Origin of the sequence: Alloactinosynnema sp. L-07 (assembly GCF_900070365.1) — a bacterium.
Taxonomy (GTDB): Bacteria; Actinomycetota; Actinomycetes; order Mycobacteriales; family Pseudonocardiaceae; genus Actinokineospora.
This window is the reverse complement of the sequence record NZ_LN850107.1, coordinates 1,015,428-1,040,642: the sequence shown is the minus strand read 5'-3', so window position 1 is coordinate 1,040,642 and position 25,215 is coordinate 1,015,428. Positions and strand designations below refer to the sequence as shown.

The window sequence follows — 25,215 nt, the reverse complement described above, 5'->3', positions numbered from 1 at the left end:
GCACCGGTCGGCGGTCATGCTGCGGAGGCGCTCATGTCGCTGCGTCGGCTGGTCTCACTCACGGCGGTAGCCGCAGTTCTGCTGCCCTTCATGAGCGTCGGTGCCGCGGCCAACGTGCTGCCCGGGTCACCACCCGATGTGCTGATGCCCAACCAGACGGGTGGGTTCCAGATGGACGGGAACCCGCAGCAGACGATGTACAACCCGGCCCCGCCGCCGGGCAGCATCGACTGGACCGACGTCAACACCCCACCGAACCCCTGGGCCGTCGACCCGATCGGCGGCGCCGACACCACCGTCTTCGACCAGGGCTCGAAAGAGGGCGACTCGGTCGACGACTGGAACGACGCGGGTAGCGCCGGGGCGCCGCAGAAGGGCGACTTCGGCAACGTCTACTTCGACGCGCGACTCTACGACGTGGCCCCCGGCCCCACCGTGGACAACCGCGTCCTCATGTACTTCGGCTACGAGCGTGCGTCCAACAACGGCAGCCTCGACATGAACGTCGAGCTGAACCAGCTGCCCAACCACGTCAACCCCAACGGTGTCTCGGTCCCCACCCGCACCGTCGGCGACGTGCGGCTCGCCCTCAACAACCAGGGCAGCCAGAACCTGCTGATCAGCGGCGACTACAACATCTGGGACGGCGACGAGTGGGGCCCGGACGTCCCGTTGGGCGCCAACATCGTCGGTCGGCTCAACGACACCGCCGTCCCCGAGCCCTACACCAGCGCCGTCGCGGTGGCCGGGCAGATCCCGGTGCAGCAGTTCGTCGAGTTCGGCATCGACATGACAGGTGCGGGCATCATCCCGCCCACCTGCCCGCTCGACATCTACTTCGGCTCGATGAACCTGCGCTCGCGGGCGTCGCCCTCCCAGCAGTCCGAGCTCAAGGACTTCCTCCATGCCGAGATCTTCACCCCGTCGCTGTGCACCCGGCTGCGGATCGAGAAGCAGGCCGCGGGCGGCGCGCTGGTTCCCGGCGCGACGTTCCTGATCACCCCCAACCCCGACACCGGGTCGGGATCGATGACGGCCACCGACGGCGGCGTCAACGACCGGACCCCGACCGGTACCCAGGCCCCGGCCGACGGCGTGATCGACTTCCCGCAGGCCCAACCCGGCTCCTACACCGTCACCGAGACCGTTCCCCCACCCGGCTACGTCGGCGACCCGGCGCCGCAGACCAAGACCTGCGCGGCGCAGGGGTCGTGCGTGTTCGTGTTCACCAACAGCCTCGGCTCATTGGTCTTCCACAAGCGCGACGACGCGGGACAGCCGCTGGGCGGCGCGACGTTCACCCTGACCGCCACCGGCGGCGCGGCGGCGGCCCCGCCGTGGGACCTCGACACCGCGCCGATCACCATCGCCGACTGCACCGCCGCGCCCTGCCCTGGCCGCGACACCAACGCCGCGCCCGGTGAGTTCACCGTCGTCGGCCTGCCCACCGGCACGTACTCTCTGGCCGAGACGGTCGCGCCCACGGGCTACGACGCCGACCCGGACACGGTGCCGGTCACGATCACCGGCACCACCCCGTTCGAGGTCGTCGCCCCGTTCGTCGACCCGCGCGAGGTCGGCTGGGTGCGCGTGGTCAAGAAGCTGGTCGACGAGACCGGCGCCCCGCTGACCCCGGCCGACCTGGCCGCCCTCGACGGCGCCACCTTCGTCGTCTACGCCGACGCCAACGGCAGCGGGACGATGGACCCTGGCGAGCAGGCCCACCTGTGGCCCAACCCGCCCGTCGACGGCACCGACATCGCCACCTGCACGGTCAGCGGCGGCCTCGGCTACTGCGACATCGGCCCGCTGGCCACCGGCGCCTACCGGATCACCGAGACGGTGGCCCCGCCGTTCACCACCTCCGCGGGCGACGTGAACGTGACGGTCACCGAGACCACCGTCGTCGCCCCGATCACGGTCGACTTCACCAACGTGGCCACCGACATAAACATCACGCTCGACAAGACCGGCCCGACCACGGCCAACGTCGGCGACGTGATCACCTACACGTTCACCGTCGTCACCACCGGCCCCCGGCTGCACAACGTCCTGCTGATCGACGACACCGGCGTCTGCCAGGCCGCTCCGCTCTTCCAGTCCGGCGACGACGGCGACGGATTCCTCGAATCCGGCGAGTCGTGGGTCTACTCGTGTGCGCACGAGGTCACCATGGCCGACCCCGACCCGCTGCCGAACACCGCGACCGCCGCAGGCGTCGACGACTTCGGCCGCGACGTCAGCGACAGCGACGACCACAACGTCGACATCCTCTACCCGGACCTCACGGTGCTGAAGACCGGCAACGGCCCGATCTCGTCGGGCGAGACCGCCACCTTCACCATCACCCTCACCGTCGGCGGCGACGCCGGGTCCATCGCCCGATCGGTCACCCTCGACGACCAACTCCCCGCGGGCTACGCGTGGGAGGTCGCGCCGGGTCCCGACTGCTCGATCGTCATCACGACCCTGCACTGCGACTTCCGTGACCTGTCCGAGGGCAGCCAGGTCACCGTGGTGGTGTCGGCCGTGACCGGCCTGGCCGACTGCGGCACCATCACCAACACCGCCACCGTCGCGGCCACGAACGAGCCCGACACCAGCGACAACTCCTCGACCGGCACCGTTGTCGTCGACTGCCCCGACGTGACGGTAGAGAAGACCACCGACACCCCGACCATCGCCGCGGGCGACACCGCCCGCTTCACCGTGACGGTCCGCAACCTCGGGCCAGGCGCGGCGACCAACGTGACGCTGTCCGACCCGCTCCCGGCCGGGGTCGCGTGGGTGGAGAACCCGGACCTGCCCGCCTGCTCGATCACGGCCAACACCCTCAACTGCACCTTCACCACACTCGCCGCCAACGCGTCGGTGTCGGTGACGGTGGAAGGGATCTACTCGGCCGCCGGCTGCGCCGCGCTCCCGAACACCGCGACGGTATCCGCCCTCAACGAGCCCATCGGCGCGACCGGCAACAACACCGCCACGGCGACGATTAATGTCAACTGCCCGGATGTCACGGTCGAGAAGACCACCGACACAGGAACAATCAGCGCCGGAGACACCGCGCGCTTCACCATCACCGTTCGCAACCTCGGCCCAGGCATCGCCTTCGACGTCGGCGTGACCGACCCGCTGCCCGCGGGCATCACCTGGACTGTCAACCCGCCGACCCCCGGCTGCGCCATCGCCGACAACACCCTGACCTGTGCACTGGGCGCCATCGCACCGAACGCTTCGGTCGCAATCACCGTGGAGGGCGTCACCGACGCCGCCGACTGCGGCACCCTGCCGAACACCGCGACGGTCTCGGCCACCAACGACTCGAACCCCGCCAACAACACCGCGACGGCCACCATCACCGTCAACTGTCCGGACGTCACGGTCGAGAAGACCACCGACACGGGAACGATCAGCGCGGGCGACACCGCACGCTTCACCATCACCGTCCGAAACCTCGGACCCGGCACCGCATCCGGCATCACCCTGACCGACCCACTCCCCGCAGGAATCACCTGGACCATCAACCCGGCGACCGCTGGCTGCGCCATCACCAACAACACCCTCACCTGCGACCTCGGCACCCTCGCCACCAACGCATCAGTCGCCATCACAGTCGAAGGCATCACTGACGCCACGGACTGCGGCACCCTCACCAACACCGCCACGGTGTCCGCGACCAACGAAACCAACACCGAGAACAACACCGCAACCGCTGTCATCACGGTCAACTGCTCCGACGTCACCGTCGAGAAGACCACCGACACGGGAACAATCAGCGCGGGAGACACCGCACGCTTCACCATCACCGTCCGAAACCTCGGACCAGGCACCGCATCCGGCGTCACCTTGACCGACCCGCTGCCAGCGGGCGTCACCTGGGCCATCAACCCGGCGACCCAGGGCTGCGCCATCGCCAATAGCACCCTGACCTGCGATCTGGGCACCCTCGCCACCGACGCATCGGTCACCGTCACGGTCGAGGGCGGCACCGACGCGGCGGACTGCGGCAACCTGCTCAACACCGCCACCGTGTCAGCCACCAACGAGACCAACACCAGCAACAACACCGCCACAGCCACGATCACCGTGAACTGCGCGGACGTCACCGTCGAGAAGACCACCGACACGAGCGAGATCCTCGCGGGCGACCTGGCCCGGTTCACCATCACGGTCCGCAACGTCGGTCCAGGCACCGCCTACGCCGTCCGCCTCGACGACCCACTGCCCGCAGGCATCACCTGGGCGGAGAACCCGGACGTCACCGAGTGCGCCATCGCCAACAACACCCTCACCTGCGACTGGCCATCACTCGCTCCACAAGGGACAGTCACGGTCACCGTCGAGGGCACCACCCCCGAGGCCGAGTGCGGCACCCTGACCAACACCGCGACGGTGTCGGCGGGCAACGAGACCAACACCGAGAACAACACCGCGACGGCCAGGATCACCGTCACGTGCCTGCCCAACGTCATCATCGAGAAGGTCGCCGACGACGACACGATCGACGCCGGGGCGACCGCCGCCTTCACGATCACCGTGAAGAACATCGGCGCGGGACCGGCGCTGAACGTCGTCCTGACCGACGAACTGCCCGACGGCATCGCGTGGACGGCCGACAACGATCTGTGCGAGATCGTCGAAGGCGTGCTCACCTGCGAGTTCGGCACGATGGCGCCCACCGCCGAGCAGGTCGTGCACCTGACCGGCCCGACCACGGCCGCCGACTGCGGTGTCCTGGCGAACACCGCCTCCGTCGCGCTCACCCGGGCCGAGGGCGGCGAGTCCTCGGCGACGATCACCGTGGTGTGCTCGGTCGACATCGGGATCGACAAGTCCGGCCCGACGACGGCGAAGGTCGGCGACACGATCACCTACACCTTCACCGTGACCAACGTCGGCCAGACCGACCTCACCAAGGTCACCCTGACCGACCCGATCTGCACCACGGGCACCCTCGTGTGGACCAACCAGGCCGACGGTGACGCGGTACTGAAGGTCGGCGAGGTGTGGACGGCCACCTGCAAGCACACGATCACGTCGACCGACCCCGATCCGCTGCCCAACACCGCCTCGGTGGTCGGCACCGCCGCCGACGGCCGCACCACCCCGCCGCGGTCGGACAACCACCTGGTCGACCTGATCCAGCCCGCGCCGACACCGGTGCCCGCGCCCCGGCCGCCGCTGGCCACCACCGGCGTCAACGTGCTCCCGCTGGGCCTGGCCGCCTTGGTCCTGATCCTGCTGGGCGGCGTGATCGTCCTGCTCACCCCGAAACGCCGATAGTCGGTAGCGCCCAAGGAACCGCCAGGTGGATCATCACCTGGCGGTTTCTTGCTAGTGTCCAGAAAGATCAACTTCCCGACTCCGAGAGGCAGCCATGGAGATCTCGCCGTTCTTGGAGCGCAAGCTCGCCCGCCGCTTCCAGACCTTCGACATCGACGGCGACGGCGACATCGACCGCGCCGACTTCGAGACCTCCGCGATCCGCCTCGCCCGCGAGTTCGGGCACGGACCCGACTCCCCGGCGCGGCGGCGGCTGCTGGAGCTGAGCCTGGACCTGTGGGGCAGGCTCGCGGACGCGGCGGACGCCGATGAGGACAGCGCGATCTCCGTCGACGAGTACAAGGCCGCCTTCGCCGCGGACCTGCTGGTGACCGAGGAGTCGTTCGAGGCCGGGTACCGCCCGTTCCTGGACGCGGTCATGGCCGTCGTCGACACCAACGATGGCAAGCTCAACGTGGAGGAGCACATCCGCTGGACCGGCGCGCTGATGGACCTCCCCGAGGAGGACGCCCGCACGGTGCACCGCAGGCTCGACACCGACACCGACGGCCTCATCGGCACCGAGGACCTGCTGCGCGCCATCCACGGCTTCTATTTCGACGAGGACCCCGAAGGCTCGGGCGGCTGGCTGCTCGGCGCACTCCCTTAGGGCGTCAGTCGCTCCGCCTCGGCCCACAGGCGGGCCAGCAGCGCGGGGTCGTAGTCGGCCTGCTTTCCCGGCTCGTACCGGACGGACAGCAGCGTTCCGGTGTAGGGGAACGACTTCTCCCGCTCGTAGCCCACCCAGTCGACCGGGCCACCGCGATCGGCTCCGACGCTGATCCCGGTGAACGGTGCCATCCCGATCATCATCGGCGCCGGTCCCAGCTCACCCGCCGCCGCGCCGACCCGCAGCCGCAGCGCCCAGCGGAACTCCGGCAGCGCCTCGGCCTCCAGCGCGACTCTGGTCTCACCTTCGGGCAGCGCGATCGGCTCGGATCGGTGCATGACGCCATAAGCGTTGTAGGCCAACACAACCAGTCCGTCCTCAATGGACACAACATAGCCGCCACCCTGGTCGCCGTGGGCGAACAGCACGCCCCGGTCGCCTGCCCGGGTCGAGGTCCCCGATCCTGCCGTGCCCGGATCCGGCCGCCCATCAGGTGAGACCGGACCGAGCGCCGCGGGCGAGGTCGCCCAGTTCGACCCGGTAACCCGCGTACGCCTCCCGCAACGCGTCGGCGGGCCAGTCAGCCGGTAGGAGTTCAGCGGGCAGGACCGGGTCGGCGAGCAGGTGGCGCACGATCGCGGCCGCCGCGGTCAGGCGCACCGCGGGGTCGGACGCCGTGGTGAAGTGGTTGAGCAGCGCCTTGGCCGTCGCCGCCCACTCGGCCAGCGGCCACAGGCGGGCGGCGAGCACCTTGGGCTCCTCCTCCGGCCGGGCGGTGAAGTGCTCCACCACGGAGTTCACGTGTTCGGGCCAGGATCGCCGGAGGTTGGCGGGCCGCAGCCACAGGCCTTCGCGGAGTTCGGCGAGCCGCAGTCCCGCCAGGTCGGAGCGCAGTTCGGCGCGGTCGGCGGGTCCTCGGCCGGTGGTGGTGATGACCACCAGCTCCCACTGACCCCGCCAGGCCTTGGTTTGCGGCTCGACCGACTCGTCCTGACGGCGCTGGCGGTCGACCAGGCGGTCGCTGAGGCGGCAGACGGCGTCGGTTCGGACCAGGTCGCCCGCGGCGACCATGCGGCTCAGCGCGACGCGGACGGTCGGTTCGGACACCCCGAGGCGCTCGACGCCGCGGACGAGGTCGGTGACCGGGAGTTCCGGGGGGTGGGCGCCGAGCAGCAGGCTCAGCACGACCGATCGCGCCGAGAGTGGCCGCAGCTTGACCGAGTCGCTCCGCATCCGGCCATTGTGCCGAACGCGCTCACCACCCCCACGACCATTACACCCTTGCTGCGGTCGCAGAGTGAACGTAATATGCGGTCATGACGCATCAGGTCGACAACCAGGCTCCCCCGCTGACCCCCTATGACGCGGCCGACGATGTCGCCCTGATCGAAGGTCTGCGCCGTGAGGGCGCCAGCTGGGCCGAGGACGACGTGCGGCGGCTGGGCAAGCTCGCGGGCGGCGAGGAGGCCCAGGCCTGGGCCGAGCAGGCCAACCGGTATCCCCCTGAGCTGCGCACGCACGACCGCTACGGCAACCGGATCGACGAGGTCGAGTTCCACCCCAGCTGGCACAGCCTCATGCGCGTCGCCGTCGTCGAGGGGGCCGCGTCGGTGTGGGCCGACAACCGCGCGGGCGGACACGTGGCCCGTGCGGCGGGCGCCCTGGTGTGGGGGCACACCGAGGCCGGGCACGGCTGCCCGGTGTCGATGACCTACGCCGTGGTGCCCGCGCTGCGCCACCAGCCCGACCTCGCCGCGATCTACGAGCCGCTGCTGGTCAGCCGCGAATACGACCCCGGCCTGCGGATCCCGACCACCAAGCGCGGGATCCTCGCGGGCATGGGGATGACCGAGAAGCAGGGCGGCTCCGACGTCCGCACCAACACCACCGCGGCCACCCCGACCGCCGAACCCGGCGTCTACACCCTCACCGGCCACAAGTGGTTCACCTCGGCGCCGATGTGCGACGTGTTCCTGGTCCTGGCGCAGACACCGGGTGGCCTGTCCTGTTTCCTGGTCCCCCGGATCCTGCCCGACGGCACCCGCAACACCTTCCGCATCCAGCGCCTCAAGGACAAGCTCGGCAACCGCTCCAACGCCTCGTCGGAGCCGGAGTTCGACCACACGGTGGCGTGGCTGGTCGGCGCGGAGGGTCGCGGCGTCAAGACGATCATCGAGATGGTCAACTTCACCCGCCTGGACTGCGTGATCGGCACGTCGGCGATCATGCGCAAGGCACTGGTCGAGGCGGGCCACCACACCCGCCACCGCGCCGCCTTCGGGGCAAACCTCATCGACCAGCCGCTGATGCGCAACGTCCTGGCCGACCTCGCCATCGAGTCCGAGGCCGCCACGACCCTCGCACTGCGGCTGGCGGGCGCGGCCGACCGAGCCGTGCGCGGCGACGAGTCCGAGACCGCGTTCCGCCGCATCGCCACGGCGGTGGGCAAGTACTGGGTCACCAAGCGCGGCCCGGCGTTCACGGCCGAGGCCCTGGAATGTCTGGGCGGCAACGGGTACGTCGAGGAGTCCGGCATGCCGCGCCTCTACCGGGAGGCGCCCCTTCTGTCCATTTGGGAGGGTTCGGGCAACGTCAACGCGCTCGACGTGCTGCGCGCGCTGGCCAAGGAGCCCTCGACAGCGGAGGCACTGATCGCGGAGCTGTCACTGTCCACCGGCGCCAACACCCACCTCGACGCCGCGGTGACCCGACTGGGCGCGGAACTGTCCGATCTTGAGGGTATCGAGAGCCGTTCCCGCCGCCTGGTCGAGCTGATGGCGTTGGCACTGCAGGGTTCCCTGCTGGTCCGCCACGCCCCCGCCGCCGTCGCCGACGCCTTCTGCGCCACCCGCCTCGGCGGCGACTGGGGCCACGCCTTCGGCACCCTGCCCACCACCGCCGACGTCGACGCGATCCTCACCCGCGCCCTCCCCCACTGAGCAGGAGTCCCCCATGTCAGACAACACGGCTCCGTGGCGCCAGGGCTGGACCGAGGGCGAGGACTCCCTGTTCGCCGACCGCCCCCGCCCGGACACCGAGGTCGCTTACGCCACCCTGACCTACGAGGTGACCGGCCGCGTCGCCCGCATCACCTTCAACCGCCCCGAACGCGGCAACGCCATCACCGCGGACACCCCCGCCGACCTCACCGCCGCCGTCGAGCGGGCCGACCTGGACCCGCGCGTGCACGTGATCCTGCTCAGCGGCCGGGGCAAGGGCTTCTGCGGCGGCTACGACCTGTCGATCTACGCGGAGAACGGCTGGGCGCCCGACGGCCGGGACGCCCAGGTCGGCAGCGTCGTCGACCCGGTGGTCCAGGCCCGCAACCACGTGCCGGGAAGCACCTGGGACCCGATGGCCGACTACGCGATGATGAGCCGCTTCAACCGCGGCTTTTCCAGCCTGCTGCACGCGAACAAGCCGACCGTGGCCAAACTCCACGGCTTCTGCGTCGCGGGCGGCACGGACATCGCCCTGTACTGCGACTTGATCGTCGCCGCCGACGACACCAAGATCGGGTACCCGCCCACCCGCGTCTGGGGCGTCCCCGCCGCGGGCATGTGGTCACACCGCCTCGGGGACCAGCGCGCCAAGCGCCTGCTCCTCACCGGCGACTGCATCACCGGCACCCAGGCCGCCGAGTGGGGACTGGCCGTCGAGTCCGCCCCGATCGAGGACCTGGACGCGGTGACCGAGCGCCTGGTCGACAAGATCGCGATGATGCCGGTGAACCAGCTGATGATGGTCAAGCTGGCACTGAACAGCGCTTTGCTGGCCCAGGGCGTGCAGAACTCGACCATGATCAGCACGGTGTTCGACGGCGTCTCCCGCCACACCAGGGAGGGATACGCCTTCCAGCGGCGCGCGATGACCGTGGGCTTCCGCGAGGCCGTCCGCGAACGCGACGAACCTTTCGGCGACCACAAACGCCAGGTCAACGGTTCTTGAGCAGCCGCGATCCCAGCCACGCGCCGTAGGCGACCAGGCCGACCGCGCCTGCCGTGCGGGTGCGGTCGGCGGTCAGCGCTAGCCCGATCGCCAGTTCGGTGGCCCCGTTTCGCTTGATCCAGCGCCCGGTCTCCTCCGGAAACGCCATCCGCGACACCGACTCGAACGCCTTGGGCACGACGAAGTGCGCGGCCCCGGTCAGAGCGAGCGAGATTCCGAGCAGGCGGGACATGGCGCTCCTTCGGATCGGCCGCACGTCGCGGCGATGGTGCCTTTGTACACCCCGGACGTCGTCGGTTCCTTCGACCACTAAACCATAGGGGAAACATATCATTCGTGGTACGTATTATTCGCAGGACCAACCGACGTCACAGGAGGCACCATATGGGCACGCTCGCGGGCAAGACCATCGTCATGTCCGGCGGCAGCCGGGGCATCGGGCTGGCGATCGCGCTGCGGGCGGCCGAGGACGGTGCCAACGTGGTGCTGCTGGCCAAGACCGCCGAGCCACACCCCAAGCTGCAGGGCACCGTGTTCACCGCCGCCGAGGACATCGAGCGGGCGGGCGGCAAGGCGCTGGCCGTGGTCGGTGACGTGCGGGTGGACGCCGACGTGGCGACCGCGGTCGCGCGGGCGGTCGAGCGGTTCGGCGGGATCGACATCGTGGTGAACAACGCCAGCGCGATCGACCTGTCCGGCACCGAGCAGGTCGACATGAGGCGCTACGACCTCATGCAGGACATCAACACCCGCGGCACGTTCCTGCTGAGCAAGGCCGCCATCCCCCACCTGCGGGCCGCCGCCAACCCACACATCCTGACCCTGTCGCCACCACTCAACCTCGCGCCGCACTGGCCGGGCAGGCACCTGGCCTACACGCTGTCGAAGTACGGCATGAGCCTGTGCACCCTCGGCTTGGCCAACGAGTTCGCCGCCGACGGGATCGCCGCCAACTCGCTGTGGCCGCGCACTTTGATCGACACCGCGGCCGTGCGCAACATCCTCGGTGGGGCCGACCAGGCCAGGACCCCGGCCATCGTGGCCGACGCGGCGCACGCGGTCCTCACCCGCGATTCGCGCGCGTGCACCGGCAACCACTTCATCGACGACGAGGTGCTCGTCGCCGAAGGTGTGACCGACCTGGAGCGCTACCGGCCCGAGGGTGCCACGGGTCAGCTCGCGCTGGACATCTTCTTGGACGACTGATCCCGCGCGACGTCGAACTCGTGCGGGAGGGTGTGGCCGTTGGACAGCTTGGACAGCAGGCGGTGCAAGGTCTTCGCCTCGGTGTCGGTCAAGTCCTCGAACACCACCCCGTCGAGCGCGTTCAGGGCGTTGTTGGCGGGCCCGAGCAGGTTCCGCCCGAGCTTGGTGAGCTCCACGACGTAGCGGCGCCGGTCCTTGGGGTCACGGACCCGCTCGACCCGCTCGTGGGTCTGCAGGTCGTCCAGGCTCGTCACCATCGTGGCCGGGTCGATGCGCAGGTACGCCCCGAGCGCCAGCTGCGTCATCGGCCCGTTGTCGGCCAGGGCTTGCAGGATGCTGTAGTGGCGGACCCGCAGTTCGTGGCTCGCCAGGTTCCGCTCGGCGAGCCGGAAGGCGACCTGGCCCAGCTTCACCAGCAGGCAGCTGGTGTGCTCGGCCACGCTGCCGGGCACCAGCGGCAGATCCTGCTCGCCCATCGTTCGCCCTGCCCATCATTCGATGTACGTATCGTTCGACATCGTACGTGCCGGAGGACGACACCTTGGGCAGCCCGAATGCCACCCCCGATGTCGTGGGGGGTGGCATTCGGAAAGCGGGAACTACAGGGTGAGCGTCCAGGTGTCGATGTTGCCCGTGTCGTACCGGGCCACGTCCTGAACCTTGAGCTTCCAGGCACCGTTGCGGGCCTCAGAGGACAGGTTGACCGTGTAGGTTGCGTCAACGTTGTCCGCGCTGTCGGAGCTGCTGGAGTTCTTCAAGCGGTACGCGGTGCCGTCCGGCGCCACCAGATCGATGACCAGGTCACCACGCCAGGTGTGCTTGATGTGCACCTCCACCTTCGAGGTCGCCGAACCATTGCCCGAGCAACCCGACATGGTGATCGTGCTGGTCACAGCCGCGCCAGGCGAGTCCGCGATGGCGACGTCAGTGCCGTTGGTCTGCGGCGCGCAGCCCGCGATCGTGTTGATCGTCCAGGTGAACGAGGTCGTCGCCGACTTCGCCGGGCTGGAGCTGTCGGTCGCCGTCGCGGTCACGTTGTAGACACCCGACGCCGACGGGGTGCCGCTGACGGCACCGGAGGCGCTGATCGACAGGCCGGTTGGGAGACCGGTGGCCGACCAGGTGTACGGCGCGCTGCCGCCGGACGCCGAGAGCTGCAGCGGCGAGATCGCCGTGCCGACCGTCGAGGTCTGGTTGCCAGGGTTGGTCACCGAGACGCCGCCCGGCGTGACGCCGCCGACGAACAGCAGGCGGTTCGGGGTGCCGGTACCCGGGTTGGTGATCTTGTTCGGGGTGGAGCTGTCGATGATCGCCTGGTGCACCTGGGCGGGGGTCGCCGCGGCGTTGCCCGCCAGGTAGAGCGCCGCCCCGCCCGCGACGTGCGGGGAGGCCATCGAGGTGCCGCTCATCGTCGCCGTGCCGCTGTTGTTGCTGTGCGATGCGGACACGATGCTCGACCCCGGCGCGTACAGGTCGGTGCAGACGCCATAGCTGGAGGTCGACGCGCGGGCGTCGCTGCTGGTCGAGTTGCCGACGTTGATCGTCTCGCGCACCCGCTGCGGCGAGTACTTACACGAGTCGTCGTTGAAGTTGCCCGCCGCGACGACGTAGGTGACGCCCTTGGCGATGGAGTTCTTCACCGCGGTGTCGAGCACGGTGCTCGGCTCGTTCGCGGTGCCGGTGTAGAGGCTCATGTTGGCCACGGCCGGGAGCACCGCGTTCGCGGTCACCCAGTCGACGCCCGCGGCCTCGGTGGACACCGAGCCGCCGCCCTGGCAGTTGAGCACGCGCACGGCCTTGAGCTTGACCTCCTTGGCCACGCCATAGGTGGTGCCGCCGACGGTGCCCGCGACGTGCGTGCCGTGGCCCTGGCAGTCCTTGCCGTTCTGGCCGTCGCTGAACGCGTCGAACCCGAAGGTCGCGCGCCCGCCGAAGTCGGTGTGGTTGTAGTTGATGCCAGTGTCGATGATGTACGCGGTGACGTTCGACGCGCCGTTGTTGTAGGTGTACTTCTGGTTCAGCGGCAGGTCGCGCTGGTCGACCCGGTCCAGGCCCCAGGTCGGGTTGAGCTGGTCGGTGAGCATCTTGACCGCCCGGTCCTGCTCCACATAGGACACAGCGGGATCGGCGGCGAGCCTGCGCGCCTGCTGGGCCGACATGGTCACCGAGAAGCCGCGCAGCGCGGCCTGGTAGGTGAAGCCGACCTTGCCGTTGTAACGGCTCGCGAGGTCACCCGCGCGCCCGGAGACGTCGGCCTGCGCGGTCAGGTTGTCTTTCAAGACGACGATGTAGCTGTCCTTGATCGCCTCGGCCGATCCCTCGGCCAGGATGGTGCCCTCGGCGGCCGAGGCCGAGTTGGGCATGACCACAGCGGCGGTGATCGCCGCGGCGGCCGCGAGACCCGCGCCAAGGGTCTTCTTGGCGGACAGGGTCGTTCGGATACGCATGCGGTGCTCCTCAATGCAGGGACACCCGGCAGGCCAGCCCTCGTTGGCGATTTGCCGGACGTTGAATGAGCTCGTGCGGTGTGAACGAATCCGAGTATTAACAGCGAGCGACCATCCAACAACAATTCCCAATAAACACTTTTGTTCACACCTGCGGCCATCTGGCCCATGTCCCTGATACGCCGAAATGCCTATAACCGCCCCGTGGCCGAGGAGGTTATAGGCATTCGATCTAGCGGTGTAGCTACTTACAGGGTGAGCGTCCAGGTGTCGATGTTGCCCGTGTCGTACCGGGCCACGTCCTGAACCTTGAGCTTCCAGGCACCGTTGCGGGCCTCAGAGGACAGGTTGACCGTGTAGGTCGCGTCCACGTTGTCCGCGCTGTCGTTGCTGGCGGAGTTCTTCAAGCGGTACGCGGTGCCGTCCGGCGCCACCAGATCGATGACCACGTCACCACGCCAGGTGTGCTTGATGTGCACCTCCACCTTCGAGGTGGCCGACGCGTTGCCCGAACAGCCCGACATGGTGATCGTGCTGGTCACGGCCGCGCCAGGCGAGTCCGGGATGGCGACGTCGGTGCCGTTGGTCTGCGGCGCGCAGACGCCGGTCGGGTTGACCGTCCACGAGAAGTTCGTGGTGCCCGAGCCGCCCGCCGTGGCCGTCGCGGTCGCGGTCACGTTGTAGGTTCCCGCGGTGGTCGGCGTGCCAGAGATCAGACCGCTGGTCGAGTTGATCGAAACTCCAGCGGGCAGGCCGGTGGCCGACCAGGTGTACGGCGCGGTGCCGCCGGACGCGGTCAGCTGCACGCTGGCCGCGGTGCCGACCGTGCCGGTCTGGTTGCCGGGGTTGGCCACCGAGACGCCAGCGGTCCCACACGTCTGACCGATCGAGCGCTTCGGGCAGTCGGCGTAGTCGAGCATCATCAGGACCGAGGCCTTGTTGCGCTGCGTCTCGCGGGAGATGACCTCGTCACCCGGGTAGAAGCCACCGCCGCTGGCGCTGGCCGGGAACATCTCGAAGGTGTAGCCGAAGATCTTCTGGTCGCCCCACAGCCAGTCGTCGATCGAGCCGTCGGTGATGTAGAGGTCGGAGGACTGCTCCGGGGTGTAGCCGTTGGTCTGCGCCATCTCGGTGCCGATGGTGCGGAAGATCCGCTCCTCGTCAGCGTTCAGGCCAGGCGCGACGTTGTCGTAGGTCCAGCCGAACGGCCAGAGCACCAGCTCACTGTAGGTGTGGAAGTCGATACCCATGGTGATCTGCTGCGTACCGCCGATCTTGCGGCCGCGCACGAAGTCCGCGACCGCCTTGACCTCGGGCGTCGACTCGGCCGACGGGCCGCGGTAGGTGTCCGAGCTGGTGCTGCCCGAGGAGCCGTTGCAGCAACCCCACTTGTAGTTCCAGTTGCGGTTCATGTCGGTGCCGACGGCGGTAGACCCGGCGTTCGGCTGCCGGTTCTTGCGCCAGCTCTTGTAGGAGCCGGTGGAGATGTCGAACTCGCCGCCGTCAGGGTTGAGGTCGGGCAGGATCCAGATCTCGCGGGTGTCGACCAGGTTCTTGACGCGGCTGTCGGTCGAGTAGCCGTCGGTGAACATGTTGATCAGGTAGACCGCCATCTCGACGGTCAGGTGCTCACGGGCGTGCTGGTGGTGGGTGAAGAGCACCTCCGGCTCGGCCTCGTCGGTGGCCGCGTTGTCCGAGATCTTGATCGCGTACAGGTCGCGGTTCTCGTAGGACTTGCCGTAGACCTGCTTGGTGATGATCCCGGGGTGGTCGGCGACGGCCTTGTTGATGACCGCGACCATCTCGGAGTAGTTGTGGAAGCCCGAGTCTGCCGAGGGGAAGTCGTAGATCCCGTTGGCCGACTGGGTGCCCTGGACCGCCGCGACGGCGTCGGCCTCGACGGCGAAGCCCTGGGCGCGGATCTTGGCGACCTCACCCGGGGTGGCGGTGATGAGCAGCCGAGAGTCCTCGGTGCCGTTGATGGCCGCACCGGTCTTGGCGATGGCGGTGCGGTCCTGAGCGTTCTTCACGCCGGTCACGTGGTACTCGGCGGTGGCCCGCTCGTTCTGCGGGTTCGCCTTCGCGCCGATGGCGGGGTTGGACCCCATCGACACGACCAACGCGGTCGCGGCAATCGCTCCGGCCAAGATGGCCGCGCGTTTGCGATTCACTTTTTCCTCCTGCAGGGGTAATGCCGGGGGTACCCGGCATTGGAGGGCAATTCGCTGTGCAAGATAGCCCATGTCGAGCGGAATTCAAGGTCACGTTCCGGCGGTGCCTTGTTTCTTCCACCCGTCCCGGGGACACCCACAGGTGGCGGCCAGGCGGCGACGCCCGCCGCCGTGTGTGACGCGGACCACATGGATCGAACGTGAGGGCACGGACAGTCGACGGAACAAGCACACCGGTACCGTGGATTCATGATCGACTTTCAGAAAAGTGCCGTCTTCAAGCTCTCGCCGTGCGACCCGAGGGACATCGAGCCCGCGGTCGCCCCACTGATCATCGCCGGGGAGCAGGTCCTGAGCTGCTTCAAGGGCGTGCGCGACTTCGTCGTGTTCACCAACAAGCGGCTCATCGCGGTCAACGTGCAGGGCATGACCGGCAAGAAGCGCGACTACACCTCACTGCCCTACAACAAGATCCAGGCGTTCTCCATCGAGACGGCGGGCACCTTCGACCGCGACGCCGAGCTGGACCTGTGGTTCAGCGGGCTCGGCAGCGTCCGGCTCGAGTTCAAGGGCAGCGCCGACATCCGCGGACTGGGTCACATGATCGCCTCCTACGTTCTCTGAGCGGTCGCGGGCGTGCGCAGTGCGCACGTTCACGTCCGGTTCCCCTTGTCGTCCCCTCAGCCGGACCCGTACGGTATTTGTACGGACATTTGAGGGAGGCGGGTGCGCGTGGACAACCTCGTGTTCCAGCAGTACTACCTCGACTGCTTGTCCCACGCGTCCTACCTGGTCGGAGACCGTGGGACCGGGCGAGCGGTCGTGGTCGACCCCCAGCGCGACATCGGCGGCTACCTCGCCGACGCCGACGCGTGGGGGCTCAAGATCGAGCTGGTGGTCGAGACGCACGTCCACGCCGACTTCCTCTCCGGGCATCTGGAGCTGGCCGAGGCCACCGGCGCCCGGATCGCCTACGGGGCCGCGGCGCAGGTGGACTTCGAGATCGACCGGCTGACCGACGGTGCCCGGCTCTCCCTCGGTGAGGTCGAGCTGGAGATCCGGCACACGCCGGGCCACACCCCGGAGTCGATCTGCGTCGTGATCCGCGAGCACGCACGCGACGCTGTACCGTACGGTGTACTGACCGGCGACACCCTGTTCATCGGCGACGTCGGCCGACCCGACCTGCTCGGCGCGGTGGGCTGGTCGGCCGACCAGCTGGCCAGGGCCCTGTTCCGCTCGACCAGGCAGCGGCTGCTCACCCTGCCCGACGCCACCCGCGTCTTCCCCGCCCACGGCGCCGGGTCGGCCTGCGGGAAGAACCTGTCCAGCGAGACCACCAGCACCATCGGCGAACAGCGCGCGACGAACTACGCGCTCGCGCCGATGAGCGAGGACGACTTCGTCCGGGCGGTGTGTGAGGGCCAGACGCTCGCGCCGATGTACTTCGCCTACGCGTCGCATCGGAATCGGGAGGCTCGGCCGACGCTGCACGAGACCGACCCGGTTCCTGCGCTCGACGCGCTTCCTGCCGGTGTGACGGTGCTTGATACCCGCGATCCGGATGCGTTCGCCGCCGGCCATCTGCCGGGCGCGATCAATGTGGGTCTTGGTGGGCGGTTCGCTGAACTGGTCGGGCAGGTTCTTCGTGCGGAGGACCCGATCGTGCTGGTGTGCGCGGATGGGCACGCGGTGGAGGCGCGCAATCGGTTGGCCCGTATCGGGTTCGATCAGGTGGTGGGTGAGTTCACTGGATCCGCTGGTCGTTTGCGGGCCCGTCGGGTGACCGCCGAGGAACTGAGCACGCTCGACGTCCGTCTGGTTGACGTCCGTGGGCGGGGTGAGGTTGAGGTGTCGGGGACGATCTCCGGTGCTCTTCTGCTTCCGCTTCCAGAGCTGATCAGCAGGCTGGACGAGTTGGACCCGGTTTTGCCGACGGTGGTGTTCTGTGCGGGCGGGTATCGGTCTTCGGTCGCGGCTTCGGTGTTGCGGGCTCGTGGATTCGCTGATGTCGCGGATCTTTCTGGCGGGTTCTCAGCCTGGCTCGACGGTGGGTTTCCGGTTGTCCACCCGGAGCACGTGTGATCGGCGTTGCGGGGCCTTGGGTGCAAGCGCACTGGGGCGGGCTGCGGCTTGGCCTTGGGGCGCCTGTTTGGGTGGTTCGCCTTGATTTGGGGCCCCTCGAATGGGCCTGCGCGGGTCTAAAAGGTGGGCCAGGTGAAGCCCACCCGCGCCGAAAGTTTAGGCCCATTCACCCCAAATCAAGGCGAACCACCCAAACAGGCCGTTCTGTTGGGCCCGTTGGGTTTGGGCTGCGGTCCAGTGCGCAGACCTTGCGGCCCAGTCGCTCCGCCCGGCCGTCTTGCGTCTCGTCGCCCCACCACCGCTCCACCTTGCTCCCCAACGTCTGCCCGGAGTCCGGTTGAGTGCCCTGGTGCTCGCCCTCGGCGCGGGCGCGGTGATCGGGCTCGCGCTCGGCGCCCTTGGGGGCGGCGGGGGGATGCTTGCCGTACCCGCGTTGATCTACCTGCTCGGCCTTGATCCGACCTCGGCGGCGACGGCCAGTCTGCTGATCGTCAGCGCCACCTCGCTAACCGCTCTGACCCGGCACGCGGGCGCTGTCGCCTGGCGTACCGGGGTCGCGTTCGCGGCGGCGGGGGTGGTTCCGGCCATAGCCGCCGCCGCACTTGCTCGGTTCATTCCCAACGCGGTGCTGACGGGGTCGTTCGCCATGATCGCGGCGGCGGCGGGGATCGCGATGTTGCGGTCCACCCAGTTGGTCGAACCCGCGTCGACCGGCACCGTGTTGACCGCGCGGCGGGTCGGGTTGTCCAAGGTGTTGACGGCGGGGGCTGGGCTCGGCACGGTCACGGGGCTGCTCGGCGTCGGCGGTGGGTTCCTGGCGGTGCCGACGCTGGTCACTGTGCTCAAGCTGCGGATGGGGGTGGCGATCGGGACCAGCCTGTTCGTCATCTCGATCAACTCGGCGGCGGCGTTGGCGACCCGGCTGGCCACCGCCCAGCTCACGCTCGACTGGCGGATCATCGGGCCGTTCGCGGGCGCTGCCCTGCTCGGCGCGTGGGATGGGAAGCGGCTGTCGGGGAAGGTGTCGACGGCGACGCTGAAGCGGATCTTCGCGTGTCTGCTGTTCGGGTTGGCGGCGTTCATGTTCATCGACGCCGTGGTCCGGCCCCACTGAACAGGCGCATGGTTCCCAGCACTACACCAGCGTGATCATGATGGTGGTCAGCCACATTGACGGTGGGCACGAGTGGGCGGGAAGGTGTGCGCCTGCCAGGTCACATCGTCGGTGACCCGCCCTTGGAGGAGGTCGCCGCCATGTCCGCGTCCCTGTCCACCGTCCCCGTCGCGGGCGGACACCTCACGGTGGCCCAGTGGAACCCGGCGCGACGACACCCCGAGCCCGCCCGCCCGGTGCTGGCGATCCACGGCATCACCGCGTCGCACCGGGCGTGGTCGGCCGTGGCCGCCGCCCATCCCGGCCGCATCATCGCGCCCGACCTGCGGGGACGCGGCGGCAGCAGCGAGTTGTCCGGCCCCTTCGGCATGGCCGCCCACGCCGAGGACTGCGTGGCCGTCCTGGACGCTCACGGCATCGATGAGGCGGTCGTCGTCGGTCACTCCATGGGTGGATTCGTCGCCGCTGTGCTCGCCCACCGGTATCCGGAGCGGGTAGCCAAGCTGGTCCTGGTCGACGGCGGCGCTCCCCTGCCCGGCGTCGACGACATCGAGACCGCGCTCGGCCCGGCGGTCAAGCGCTTGAGTATGCGCTTCCCCGATCGTGAGTCCTATCGCGACTTCTGGCGCGCGCACCCCGCCTTCGCCGAGTGGACCGCCGACATAGAGTCCTATGTGGACTACGATCTGATCGGGACCGAGCCGGAGCTGCGCAGCCGGGTCAACGCCGATGCCGTGCGGACCGACTTCCTCGACCTGCACAGCGGCGATGTCCCCCGCGCCGCGTTCGCCGCCCTCAAGCCGGACACGCTACTCATCCGCGCCACCAAGGGTTTGTTCGACGAACCATCACCGCTCTACCCGCATACCGAGGACTACCCGTTCACCGTGCGGACCGTGGACGGCAGCAACCACTATTCGATCCTCTTCGGCGCGGACGGCGTGCGCGCCGTGGCTTCCGCGCTCGCTTCCTGACCGTGGAGACGCCGATGCTTCGCTTACTCACCGCGGCCGCCGTGGTCGCCGCGACCGTGTTCGTGCCGACCGGGACCGCCGCCGCCGACCCCGCCTACCTGACCAAGGAGGCGACCTACACCACGGTCGCCAACGGCTGGGAGAAGGTCGACCGCTACCGCGACACGACTCCAGGCTTCGTCGACGAGCAGTATCCGCCGGACGGCCGCGGCGACCAGGACGGTCAGCGCAAGACGTTCTTCAACAACGTCGCCCGGCCATCGTCGAGCCGGTTCCTGCTGTACTCGGCGCCCGGTTGGTCCACCGGCAGCAAGCCGGTGCCCGTGCTGCTCGTCCACGGCGCCAACGACAATCCCGACCGCGCGTGGGCGAACCCGAACGAGTCCGGCGGCTTCGGCTGCGGCTCGGCGAGCTGCCCGTCCACCGGCATGATGCAGTACCTCAGCTCGCGCGGGCACCGCGTGTTCGCCGTCGGCTTCGCCCACAAGCAGGGCGACAACCGCCAGCACGCGCAGCAGGTCGGCGACGCCATCGCGATCATCAAGGCGCGGCTCGGGGTCACGCAGGTCGACGTGGTCGGCTGGAGCAAGGGGATGATGTCCGGCCGGATGTATGTGTCGTCGGTGAAGCCGTCCTGGGGCCGCTCCTACGCGGGCGACGTGCGCAGGCTGGTTACCCTAGGCGGCCCCAACGGCGGCTACGACTACCCCTTCGCCCACGGCTGGGCGCACGACTTCTCCATCTGGCCGGAGTGCGGCGGCAAGATCAACGCGCCGAGCCCGCACACCAGGATGACCTGCTACGGCCAATACACCTACCACCCGGAACTATCGATCACCCCGACCGCGGGCTGGGACGCCTACCCCGGCCAACGCCAAATGCTCAAGCGCTGGGACGGCGTGTTCGGCGTCAACACCTCCGCGCAGGACTGGTACACCACCTACCACGGCGGCCAGGGCTTCTACACCGACGGCCCCGGCATCCAGGCCGCGATCAACGCGGGCTCACTCATCGCGGCTATTCAAGGTGCGGGAACCCCCAGCGGCGTGCGGGTCTACCTGCTCGCGGGCGGCGCGGCGAACATCGTCGGAGTGTGGAACGAGACCCGCGGCCCGAGCGACGGCATCGTCTTCATCGCCAGCGCCCTCGACACCACCGGCGTGGCCACGCTGGGCGGCACCTCGACGATCCACTCCGCGAACCACTTGCAGCTCGGCTGGGCATCGGCGTCGATGTCCCAGGTCGCGACCTGGCTGTCCTGAGAGGAATGACCATGCTGTTCAACGGAATCAGCGCCCGCCGGGTGCCCACTCACCGGCTGACGATGAACATCCTGGAGACCGACCGCGTCGGCGACCCGGTGGTGTTCATCCACGGCAATGTGTCGTCGAGCCTGTTCTGGCAGCGCCCGATGCTCGACCTGCCCGCGGGCTACCGCCCGATCGCGGTCGACCTGCGCGGCTTCGGCGACACCGACCCGGAACCGGTCGACGCCACTCGCGGCCTCAGCGACTATGCCGACGACGTGGCGGCCCTGCTCAACACCCTCGACTTGGGCCCCGTCCACCTGGTCGGCTGGAGCATGGGCGGCGGCATCGCGCTCCAACTGCTGCGCGACCACCCGGCGTCGGTCCGCACCCTCACCCTGGTGAACCCGGTCTCCCCCTTCGGCTTCGGCGCCACCCGCGGCGAGAACGGCGAACTGATCGACCCGAACGGCGCCGGTTCCGGCGCGGGCGGCGCCAACCCGGAGTTCGTCAAGATGCTCGCCGACGGAGTCACCGCGGACGACTCACCATTCGCCCCACGAACGATCATGCACGCCTTCTACTTCAAACCCCCGTTTGAACCCACCGACGCCGACGTCTACGTCACCTCCATGCTGAGCACCAGAACCGGCGACCCCCACTACCCCGGCGACACCACTCCGACCGACGCCTGGCCCGGCGCCGCCCCCGGCACCCAAGGCGTTCTGAACGCCTTGGCACCCAACCACTTCCGCATCGACGACCTCCACACCATCACCCCCAAACCCCCCATCCGCTGGATTCGCGGCGCAGCCGACCAAATCGTCTCCGACGGCTCGATGTTCGACTTGGCCTACCTCGGCAGCCTCGGCGCCATCCCCGGCTGGCCCGGCGCCGAAACCCACCCACCACAACCCATGCTCGCGCAGACCAGAGCCGTCCTGACCCGCTACGCGGAAGCAGGCGGAACCTACGATGAAATCGTCATAGACGACTGTGGCCACACTCCCCACCTGGAAAAGCCCACGGAGTTCAACGCGGCACTGGAGGGAATCCTCAGCAAGGGTGGCCACTAGCTGACGGAGTGAGGGTTCCGTGGTCTGGCTAACCCGGTAGTCAGGGCGCGCAATGCCAGGCCCGAAACCCGCTCACCATGCACCGCCCACGGCCGGGAAGTTGGCCGCGCGGAGCGCGGTACCCTCCGGGGACGCGGTGCGCGACATGCAGCGCTCGCAAGGCATCCCGCCCAACCCTGGCAACACGTCGACCTCCCCCGCGACGGGGGTGAACCCGCACAACGCCGTCAACACCGCAAGCGGCCTCCCATCGGACTCGGCGACAGGGACTAGGTGCACGACCCGTTGCGTCTCACGCACCCTCGGACCTGATCGCAGACGCACCAACAACAGTGCCTCAGGCCGCGCCGCCGTCATCGCCTGCCTCGCCCCAGCCATCGCATCCATCGACGCTCGCTATGGTCAGGGGCGCCTGGCCGCGCCGAGGTGGCCTGCGCCCACGCCAACACGAACCGGCCACACCCAGCGCATGGCGGACGCGGCGCGCAGTGCGAGGACGCGGGCACCACCGACGCGCCGCACACCGCCTCGAACACCCCTGACGCGCAGGTGCCGAATTCCTCGTCCCGCACCGCGTGGTCGAGCCGATCCAAACAGGTCAACCAGATCACCGGCGGTCGGGTCCATATCGGAGCCGAGGTCATCACCGACCTCGCAAGTCGCGTACGTCGCGCACGACGTCGCGGATGGTCAATCCGACGGTCAGGGCCGCTGACACGCCCAGAAGGATGAGCACCCAGACGGTGCCGCTCATGACGGCACACCATGTGGGCCGCAGTGGCGCTTGATCATGTACATCTCCCAACAGCTGGATCCGGCCGGGCCTTCCGCGGCCGCGGTTCGTCGTGGTGGTGTCGACGATGGGCGGTGGGCACGCGGGGCGGGGCGCATGTCGCGCATATGGCCTGCGGATATGTATGGCACGCATTTCCGCAGGTGGCGTACCGTGTTGGTCGGTACACTGTCGGTCATCATCTGGGATAGGGGTACCGATGGCCGATCGGTCGCGTCGCGGGGTCTGCCGCGAGTGCGGTGCGCGGCTGGCCGCGGACAACCGCGGTCGACTGTGCAGCCCCTGCGCGCGCAACGTGACGGCGCAGCGGGGCAGCGCGCCGCAGTTGCCCGACGCGTTCTGGGACTCGGCCGAGATCGTGGAAGTCCTCGCGCAGCGCCAATTCGGCAAGCTGCTGCGGGCCTACCGCAAGGCCCAGATACCTGAGATCAAACAGACCGACCTGGCGGTGTGGCTGGGCTTGACCCAAGGGCAGGTCAGTCGCATCGAGCGCGGCGACACCCCGACACGGGATCTCGACAAGCTGGATCGGTGGGCGCGGACGCTGCGGATTCCCCAGCGGTGCCTGTGGTTCACGCTGTCACCGGATTCGCCTCACGCATACGTGTCTGCCGCACCGCCTTCTACGCTGCCGCCATCCACCCGCGCAGACAGTCAAGGCGGAGACGTGCATCGACGACAGTTCCTCGCGACAACGGCGTTCGGCGTGGGCGCCTCGCTCTTGCGTCCCAACGGAGCCAAACAACCGGCGCCGGTACCGGCCGGTTCGATTGGCAGCCCGGAAGTCGATCTCGTCCGCGAGATGACGGGCGCGTTCCGCCGGATCGACAACCGCTACGGCGGCGCGCACAGCCACACCGCCGTCACCTCCTACATCACCTCGACCGTCGAACCGATGCTCAACGACACCCGCTCCAAGAACGCCGCGCGGTCGGAGTTGTTCGGCGCGTCCGCCGAGCTGCATCAACTCGCCGGGTGGATGGCCTACGACACCGGCCAGGCCGAGACCGGTCGACGGCACCTGCGCACGGCGTTCCGCCTGTGCCAGGAAGCCGGGGATGACGCGCTGGGCGCGGAGATGCTGGCGGGCATGAGCCACCACGCCGCGTTCCACGGCAGCCCCGACTCGGCCGTCGATCTCGCCCTCGCCGCACGCCAGACCGCCAAGCGGGTCAACGCCCCCGCCCTCCACGCCGAAGCCGCTGTGATGGAAGCGCACGGTTTGGCTCTGCGAAGCGACAAACGAGGCTCGCTGGCGGCGCTGCGAGAAGCCGAGAACCTCTTCACCGCCGTCGACCCGACCCACCTGCCGACCTGGCTCACCTACTTCGACGCCGCCTACCTCGCCGCGAAGTTCGCTCACACCTTCCGAGACCTCGGCATGGCCGAGGACGCCGAGGCATTCGCACGTCGGTCCCTGGAGATGAGCGCCGGATACGAGCGAGGACGGCTGTTCAACACCGCGCTGCTCGCCTCGATCCTCGCCGACCAAGGCAAGGTCGACGAGTCGTGCGCACACGGCTCCCTGGCCGTGCAGATGACCGGGTCGGTGCGGTCAGTCCGCAGCGCCGCCTACCTCGCCGACCTGGCGCGGCGGCTGGCGCCCTACGGGTCGCACGCGGGTGTCGGAACGCTCTACCGGCAGCTGGTCGATGTCGGCATCCCGGTCCCGACCCGCTAGCCCGCGCCGAACGCCAAGACGTGCAGGAGACCGACCAACGACGCCGCGCCGACGACCTCGCCGCGCCCGATCAGGTCACGCACCGAGGCCAGCGGAATCCACTCGACCCGCTCAGCCTCGTTGATGTCCTCGGGTGCACCGATGTAGTCCGCGCCCGACGCCACATAGAGCAGGTTCTCCGCGTCCGCGCTGCCCACCATGGGCTGCAGCGACACCAGCGGTCGGACATTCCGGGGCCGCCACCCAGTCTCTTCCTCGACCTCACGAGCCGCAGTGGCACCGGGCTCCTCGTCGGGATCGACGTAGCCGCCGGGCAGCTCCCACACCCACTTGTCGATGATGAACCGGTGCCGCCACATCATCAGTACCCGCTCCTGGTCATCGACCACGACCACCATCGCGGCCTTCGGCACCCGAAGCACGTACTGCTCGAACGTCACACCATCGGGCAACTCGACCGACGCCACACTCAGCCGCAGCCGCCGAGTGTCATCGACCAATCGTTCACCGTGGACAACCCATCGGGTTGACTCCGCGC

19 protein-coding genes are annotated in these 25,215 nt (G+C 68.9%); 12 read left to right on the top strand and 7 right to left on the bottom strand.

Annotated features, from left to right (window positions below):
• The first annotated feature begins 33 nt into the window (after positions 1–33).
• Positions 34–5,286 carry a SpaA isopeptide-forming pilin-related protein gene (locus BN1701_RS05050; RefSeq protein ID WP_054045956.1) on the top strand — a complete coding sequence of 1,751 codons (5,253 nt, stop codon included), beginning with the start codon at positions 34–36 and terminating at the stop codon, positions 5,284–5,286.
• A 94-nt stretch (positions 5,287–5,380) separates the two neighbouring features.
• Positions 5,381–5,935 (top strand): EF-hand domain-containing protein, encoded by a 555-nt coding sequence (locus BN1701_RS05045; RefSeq protein WP_054045954.1) that lies wholly within the window; start codon positions 5,381–5,383, stop codon positions 5,933–5,935.
• Here the strand turns inward: BN1701_RS05045 and BN1701_RS05040 are convergent.
• The gene (locus tag BN1701_RS05040; protein ID WP_054045952.1) at positions 5,932–6,363 is read right to left on the bottom strand and encodes a hypothetical protein; all 432 of its coding nucleotides are present in this window, start codon (positions 6,361–6,363) and stop codon (positions 5,932–5,934) included. The genes BN1701_RS05045 and BN1701_RS05040 overlap by 4 nt on opposite strands.
• Before the next feature lie 61 nt (positions 6,364–6,424).
• A complete protein-coding gene (locus BN1701_RS05035) occupies positions 6,425–7,168 on the bottom strand; it encodes a PaaX family transcriptional regulator C-terminal domain-containing protein (RefSeq protein WP_054045950.1) in 744 nt (247 codons plus the stop codon).
• Positions 7,169–7,251: 83 nt separating this feature from the next.
• On the opposite strand from BN1701_RS05035, the gene BN1701_RS05030 reads away from it, so the two are divergent.
• Both BN1701_RS05030 and BN1701_RS05025 read left to right on the top strand, forming a co-directional pair.
• Positions 7,252–8,874 carry an acyl-CoA dehydrogenase family protein gene (locus BN1701_RS05030; protein ID WP_054045948.1) on the top strand — a complete coding sequence of 541 codons (1,623 nt, stop codon included), beginning with the start codon at positions 7,252–7,254 and terminating at the stop codon, positions 8,872–8,874.
• A 13-nt stretch (positions 8,875–8,887) separates the two neighbouring features.
• Complete coding sequence (locus BN1701_RS05025) at positions 8,888–9,883, top strand: crotonase/enoyl-CoA hydratase family protein (protein WP_054045946.1); 996 nt, start codon at positions 8,888–8,890, stop codon at positions 9,881–9,883.
• Here the strand turns inward: BN1701_RS05025 and BN1701_RS05020 are convergent.
• Positions 9,870–10,115 carry a hypothetical protein gene (locus BN1701_RS05020; RefSeq protein ID WP_054045943.1) on the bottom strand — a complete coding sequence of 82 codons (246 nt, stop codon included), beginning with the start codon at positions 10,113–10,115 and terminating at the stop codon, positions 9,870–9,872. The two genes, BN1701_RS05025 and BN1701_RS05020, sit on opposite strands and share 14 nt — an antisense overlap.
• Positions 10,116–10,267: 152 nt before the next feature.
• Between BN1701_RS05020 and BN1701_RS05015 the strand changes: the two genes are divergently transcribed.
• On the top strand, positions 10,268–11,089 hold the full coding sequence (locus BN1701_RS05015; RefSeq protein ID WP_054045941.1) for an NAD(P)-dependent oxidoreductase: 822 nt from the start codon (positions 10,268–10,270) through the stop codon (positions 11,087–11,089).
• Here the strand turns inward: BN1701_RS05015 and BN1701_RS05010 are convergent.
• The 3 genes from BN1701_RS05010 to BN1701_RS37095 form a co-directional block, all read right to left on the bottom strand.
• Positions 11,056–11,565 (bottom strand): MarR family winged helix-turn-helix transcriptional regulator, encoded by a 510-nt coding sequence (locus BN1701_RS05010; protein WP_054045939.1) that lies wholly within the window; start codon positions 11,563–11,565, stop codon positions 11,056–11,058. The genes BN1701_RS05015 and BN1701_RS05010 overlap by 34 nt on opposite strands.
• A gap of 123 nt (positions 11,566–11,688) precedes the next feature.
• The gene (locus tag BN1701_RS05005; RefSeq protein WP_054045937.1) at positions 11,689–13,536 is read right to left on the bottom strand and encodes a S8 family serine peptidase; all 1,848 of its coding nucleotides are present in this window, start codon (positions 13,534–13,536) and stop codon (positions 11,689–11,691) included.
• 248 nt (positions 13,537–13,784) lie between these two features.
• Positions 13,785–15,707: a M14 family zinc carboxypeptidase gene (locus BN1701_RS37095; RefSeq protein WP_231949488.1), complete on the bottom strand. Its 1,923-nt coding sequence runs from the start codon at positions 15,705–15,707 to the stop codon at positions 13,785–13,787.
• Positions 15,708–15,956: 249 nt separating this feature from the next.
• Between BN1701_RS37095 and BN1701_RS04995 the strand changes: the two genes are divergently transcribed.
• The 7 genes from BN1701_RS04995 to BN1701_RS04960 all read left to right on the top strand — a co-directional run bounded on the left by BN1701_RS04995 (position 15,957) and on the right by BN1701_RS04960 (position 24,677).
• A complete protein-coding gene (locus tag BN1701_RS04995) occupies positions 15,957–16,331 on the top strand; it encodes a PH domain-containing protein (RefSeq protein ID WP_054045934.1) in 375 nt (124 codons plus the stop codon).
• 108 nt (positions 16,332–16,439) lie between these two features.
• Positions 16,440–17,792 carry a rhodanese-like domain-containing protein gene (locus BN1701_RS04990; RefSeq protein ID WP_054045932.1) on the top strand — a complete coding sequence of 451 codons (1,353 nt, stop codon included), beginning with the start codon at positions 16,440–16,442 and terminating at the stop codon, positions 17,790–17,792.
• A 337-nt stretch (positions 17,793–18,129) separates the two neighbouring features.
• Positions 18,130–18,906: a sulfite exporter TauE/SafE family protein gene (locus tag BN1701_RS04985; RefSeq protein WP_054045930.1), complete on the top strand. Its 777-nt coding sequence runs from the start codon at positions 18,130–18,132 to the stop codon at positions 18,904–18,906.
• Positions 18,907–19,046: 140 nt separating this feature from the next.
• Complete coding sequence (locus BN1701_RS04980) at positions 19,047–19,880, top strand: alpha/beta fold hydrolase (RefSeq protein WP_067521060.1); 834 nt, start codon at positions 19,047–19,049, stop codon at positions 19,878–19,880.
• A gap of 14 nt (positions 19,881–19,894) precedes the next feature.
• A complete protein-coding gene (locus BN1701_RS04975) occupies positions 19,895–21,142 on the top strand; it encodes a triacylglycerol lipase (RefSeq protein WP_054055628.1) in 1,248 nt (415 codons plus the stop codon).
• Positions 21,143–21,153: 11 nt separating this feature from the next.
• Positions 21,154–22,203 (top strand): alpha/beta fold hydrolase, encoded by a 1,050-nt coding sequence (locus tag BN1701_RS04970; RefSeq protein ID WP_231949487.1) that lies wholly within the window; start codon positions 21,154–21,156, stop codon positions 22,201–22,203.
• Between the two features lie 992 nt (positions 22,204–23,195).
• Positions 23,196–24,677, top strand: coding sequence for a helix-turn-helix domain-containing protein (locus BN1701_RS04960; protein WP_054045924.1), 1,482 nt, complete (start codon positions 23,196–23,198; stop codon positions 24,675–24,677).
• On the opposite strand, the gene BN1701_RS04955 is transcribed toward BN1701_RS04960, so the two are convergent.
• Positions 24,674–25,177 carry an NUDIX hydrolase gene (locus BN1701_RS04955; protein WP_231949486.1) on the bottom strand — a complete coding sequence of 168 codons (504 nt, stop codon included), beginning with the start codon at positions 25,175–25,177 and terminating at the stop codon, positions 24,674–24,676. The genes BN1701_RS04960 and BN1701_RS04955 overlap by 4 nt on opposite strands.
• Positions 25,178–25,215 lie beyond the last annotated feature (38 nt).